5 protein-coding genes are annotated in these 4356 nt (G+C 68.5%); 4 read left to right on the top strand and 1 reads right to left on the bottom strand.

Annotation, left to right across the window (positions count from 1 at the left end; all coding sequences use genetic code 11):
* From A9X04_RS04160 to A9X04_RS04150, 3 genes are all read left to right on the top strand, one after another.
* Positions 1-1351 (top strand): MlaD family protein (locus A9X04_RS04160; RefSeq protein WP_067918025.1); only part of this gene is annotated, 1351 nt, incomplete at its 5' end.
* A gap of 125 nt (positions 1352-1476) precedes the next feature.
* Positions 1477-1890, top strand: coding sequence for a type II toxin-antitoxin system Phd/YefM family antitoxin (locus A9X04_RS04155; RefSeq protein WP_067918024.1), 414 nt, complete (start codon positions 1477-1479; stop codon positions 1888-1890).
* A gap of 63 nt (positions 1891-1953) precedes the next feature.
* A complete protein-coding gene (locus tag A9X04_RS04150) occupies positions 1954-2802 on the top strand; it encodes a pyridoxamine 5'-phosphate oxidase family protein (RefSeq protein ID WP_067918022.1) in 849 nt (282 codons plus the stop codon).
* Here A9X04_RS04150 and A9X04_RS04145 read toward each other — a convergent pair.
* Entirely contained in the window at positions 2799-3443 is a 645-nt protein-coding gene (locus tag A9X04_RS04145) for a TetR/AcrR family transcriptional regulator (RefSeq protein ID WP_067918019.1), read from the bottom strand. The genes A9X04_RS04150 and A9X04_RS04145 overlap by 4 nt on opposite strands.
* 97 nt (positions 3444-3540) lie before the next feature.
* Here A9X04_RS04145 and A9X04_RS04140 point away from each other — a divergent pair.
* Positions 3541-4356, top strand: an 816-nt coding sequence (locus A9X04_RS04140) for a 2,3-dihydroxybiphenyl 1,2-dioxygenase (protein WP_067918026.1), incomplete at its 3' end; no start/stop codon positions are given.

Raw genomic sequence — 4356 nt, 5'->3', positions numbered from 1 at the left:
GGTCACCGCCGTCGAGCCGACCAAGACCGGCGCGCGGGTGACCATGAGCATCGCCGACCGCTACAAGATCCCGATTGACGCGTCGGCGAACGTGCATTCGGTGTCGGCGGTCGGTGAGCAGTACCTGGACCTGGTGTCGACGGGCAACCCCGGCGAGTACTTCTCGCCCGGACAGACCATCACCAAGGGCACGGTGCCCACCGAGATCGGGCCGGCGCTGGATGCCGCCAACCGCGGGCTCGCGGTGCTGCCCAAGGACAAGATCGCCTCGCTGCTCGACGAAACAGCCCAAGCGGTCGGCGGATTGGGCCCCGCGCTGCAGCGGCTGGTGGACGCGACGCAGGCGATCGCCGGTGACTTCAAGACCAACATCGCCGACGTCAACGACATCATCCAAAACTCCGGGCCGATCATCGACAGCCAGGTCAACTCCGGTGACTCGATCGAGCGCTGGTCGCACAACCTGAGCATCCTGGCCGCGCAGAGCGCGCAGAGCGATCAGCATGTGCAGAGCATCCTGACCCAAGGGGCGCCGACCGCCGATCAGGTCAACGAGGTGTTCAGCGACGTCCGTGACTCGCTGCCGCAGACGCTGGCGAATCTCGAGATCGTGCTGGACATGCTCAAGCGCTACCACAAGGGCGTCGAGCAGCTGTTGGTGGCCTACCCGCAGGGCGCCTCGGAAGGACAGACGGTCACGACGGCCTTCCCGGGCTACGCGTCGCTCGGCACCTCGCTGACGATCAACCAGCCCCCGCCGTGCCTGACCGGCTTTCTCCCGGCAGAGCAGTGGCGGTCTCCGGCGGATACCAGCCTGGCGCCGATGCCGTCCGGAACCTATTGCAAGATCCCGCAGGACACTCCGGCCAATGCCGTGCGCGGCGCACGCAACCTGCCCTGTGTGGATGTCCCCGGCAAACGCGCCGCGACGCCACGAGAGTGCCGCGACCCCAAACCCTATGTGCCGCTGGGCACCAACCCCTGGTATGGCGACCCCAACCAGATCCTGACCTGCCCGGCGCCCGCCGCGCGCTGCGACCAGCCGGTGAAGCCCGGCCAGGTCATCCCCGCGCCATCGGTCGACAACGGCATGAACCCGGCGCCCTCGGACAGGGTCTCGGGGACACCGCCGCCCGTCAGCGACGCATTGCAGCGGCCGGGGTCGGGCACCGTCGAATGCAATGGGCAGCAACCGAATCCGTGCGTATACACCCCCAGCGGCCCTCCCCCGGCCGTCTATCTTCCCCAGAGCGGTGAGCTGGTGGGGCCCGACGGCGTCAAGTACGCAGTTGAGAATTCGAGTAAGACAGGAGACGACGGATGGAAGGACATGCTGGCACCGCGCGGCTGACTCGAGCGGGCTCCGTCGGTTCAACATCGCCGCGGCCGGCCGGTGCATGCCGCGTTCGGCGTGAGATGCGGGAAACCATTGGCCTAGGCCAACTTCGGAGTGACGCGTGCACGTATCTCGAGCGGGTGGCCACCGGCGAGACCATCGACATCGTCCGTCGCGGCAAGCTCGTGGGCCGCATCGTGCCCGTCGGTGACTGGAGGGTCGCTCCTATCCCGGTGCGATCCGCCGAGCCCGCAGCATCGGACACCGGTGGTTGGGTCGGCCTCGACGAACTGCGAACACGTGCCGGGCGGTGCTTCGACCGGGTCGCGGCCGGGGAGGCCCTCAGCGTGGTTCGCGGCGGTCGATTACTGGCGCAGATCGTGCCCGCCGGCGACGCGGAGCCGGCCCCGATCGCCGCCGAAGCCAGCGGCGGGATCGAGCTCGACGAACTACGGAAGCGCGCGGGGCGATATTTCGACGAGGTCGCGGCCGGCCAGACGATCGAGATCATCCGCGGCGGCAAGTTGGTCGCCCGCATCGTGTCGGTCGCCTAGGCGGAGCGCCCAGCTCCGACCGCACCGCGGAAGGTTTGCCCCGGCACCGTTGTTACGCCTCGCGTGACCGCGACGGGATTCCACGAGGGCGAGACCGCAACACAGCGCCGAGCGGGGGTCGAAGCCGAGGCCAAGCGGCTTGAGGGCATGCTCGACGGTACGGGTCTGTCGCCCGGCGCCGCACGATTTCTGGCGTCACAGCGGTTCGCCGCGCTGACCGGACGAGACCGCGACGGGGTCCTGTGGATCTCGCCGCTGGCCGCGCCGCCGGGCTTTCTCCGCGGACAAGACGACGTCTTGCACGTGTCGACCTTCCCCCGCGACGGCGATCCGCTGCACGAGATCCCGAGCGGTCAACAGGTCGGCCTCATCGCGATCGACTTCGCCACCCGGCGCAGGCTGCGGGTCAACGGCGACCTCGTCAGTGCCGACCACCGGGGCATGACCGTCCGCGTCGACCAGTCATACGGCAACTGCCCCAAGTACATCCACCGCCACCCGATCGAGGTCGCCACCCTTGCCGCCCCTCGGTCGCAACAAGCCGGGCGCGCAACGCTTCTGGACCCGTCCGCTCAAGCGATGATTGCCACGTCGGACACGTTCTTCCTGGGCACCACCCATCCCAGCCGCGGCAGCGATGCGTCACACCGCGGAGGCCCACCCGGATTCGTCCGGGTCGACTCCCCGGCCCGACTGTGGTGGCCGGATTTCCCGGGGAACAACATGTTCAACAGTTACGGCAACCTCGCCGTCGACGACGAAGCCGCTTTGCTGTTGGTCGACTTCGCTACCGGCGCCGTTCTGCACGTCAACGGCACCGCTCAGGTGCGGTGGACCGCCCCCGGCGCGGCCGGCGACGATGGGGCCGTCGGTCGCAACGTCGCATTCTCGGTGGCCGCCGTCGCCCGCTAGTCCGCGTCGAGTCCGTCGTCGGGCAGCGGGCGTCGGCAGATCGCGCGCGCCTCGGCGGCGCTGAGGCCGAACAGCCGCAGAACGTTCTCGGTGACGAGGTCCGCGGCGCGCGCGTCGTCACGATCGGGATCCTCACGCAACAGATTGCCCAGGCCGAGCAGCGCACCGCCGGCCATGGCGAGGGCCAGCTCGGGATCCTCGATGTCGAACCGCCCGGCGGCCACCCCGGCCTTGATATCGCGGAGGGCGCGCGGCGCCAGACCCCGTTGCGACGACAACAACTCCAGCCCATTGGCCAACAGAATCCGGCTCTCCTGCGGTCGGCGGCGAAACAGCCGACCGGTCAGCCGGAAACTGGTGGCGAACGTCTCGGCCGGGTCCTCGATGGACTCCGTGAGCCGGTCCAGCATCGACCCGTAAGCGTCGAGCACGTCGGCGACGGCCGCCTCGAACAGCTGCTCCTTGCTGTCGAAGTGGTTGTAGAAGGATCCCATTCCGACGTCGGCCGCCTGGGTGATCTCCAGGACGGGCACGTTGACCTTGCCCTCGGCAATCAGTTGCTGCGCGGCCTTGACCAGCGCCGCCCGGGTCCGCCACTTGCGCCGCTCCAGCCGATTGGCCGGCTCCACCATCGCGCTCATTCACAGCAGTATGCCTCAGTGATGACGATTCCGTCAGGGTCTTGACTGAACGTTCTCTCGTATGTGACGATTTCGTCAGTTACTCGATGGAGTGGTGATGCATCTGACGAAGAGCGCCCGTGCGCAGGCGCACAGCGAACAGGGTCCGCGACGCGGCGAACACCCCGGGCGTGCCCGCAACCCGGTGATCAAAGTCGCCGACATCGCGTGGCTGGAGTTCGAGCGACTCGACCTGACGCGGGCAGACTCGTTCGCGCGGGCGTTCGGCTTCCACACGGCGCAGCACCGCCCCAACGAACTGCAGCTGCGCGGCACCCGGGAAGGCGCGCCGTGCGTCATCCTGCGCCACGGCCCGAGCAACCGCTTCACGGGTGCGGCTTTCCGGGCGTGCGACGAGGCCGACGTGCTCCGGCTGGCGGACAGCTTCGGCGCGCCCGTCGAACCGTTACCGGAGACCATCGGTGGGTTGTCGGTCACGTTGATCGACCCCAGCGGCATGCCGGTCCGGGTGGTCGCCGGCGTGCACGAACTCCCGGAGCTGCCGGGCCAACACGTCCACCAGTTCAATTTCGGACGCGAGGTCCGGCGCATCAACGCCGGTCAGCGGCCCCCTCGGGCGCCCGCGCAGGTGCAGCGCCTGGGCCATCTGGTGGTGCAGTCGACCAAGTACGTCGAGACGCTGAACTGGTACCTGGACAACCTGGGCATGATCGTCAGCGACTTTCTCTACTTTCCCGGGCAGCGCGACCGAGGGCCGACGATGAGTTTCATCCGGTGCGACCGCGGGTCGACACCGGCCGATCACCACACCCTGGCGATGGCCCTTGGCCCGGCTAACCGCTACGTCCATTCGGCATATCAGGTCAGCGATCTCGACGCGCTCGCCGCCGGCGGTGAATACCTTGTCGCCCAG

Origin of the sequence: Mycobacterium sp. E3247 (assembly GCF_001667785.1) — a bacterium.
GTDB lineage: Bacteria > Actinomycetota > Actinomycetes > Mycobacteriales > Mycobacteriaceae > Mycobacterium.
The sequence above is the reverse complement of the archived record's forward strand: the minus strand, read 5'-3'. Positions and strand labels throughout refer to the sequence as shown.

Excerpts from the sequence above, each read along its gene's own strand:
- A9X04_RS04145 (WP_067918019.1), bottom strand. The coding sequence starts at position 3,443 with ATGAGCGCGATGGTGGAGCCGGCCAATCGGCTGGAGCGGCGCAAGTGG.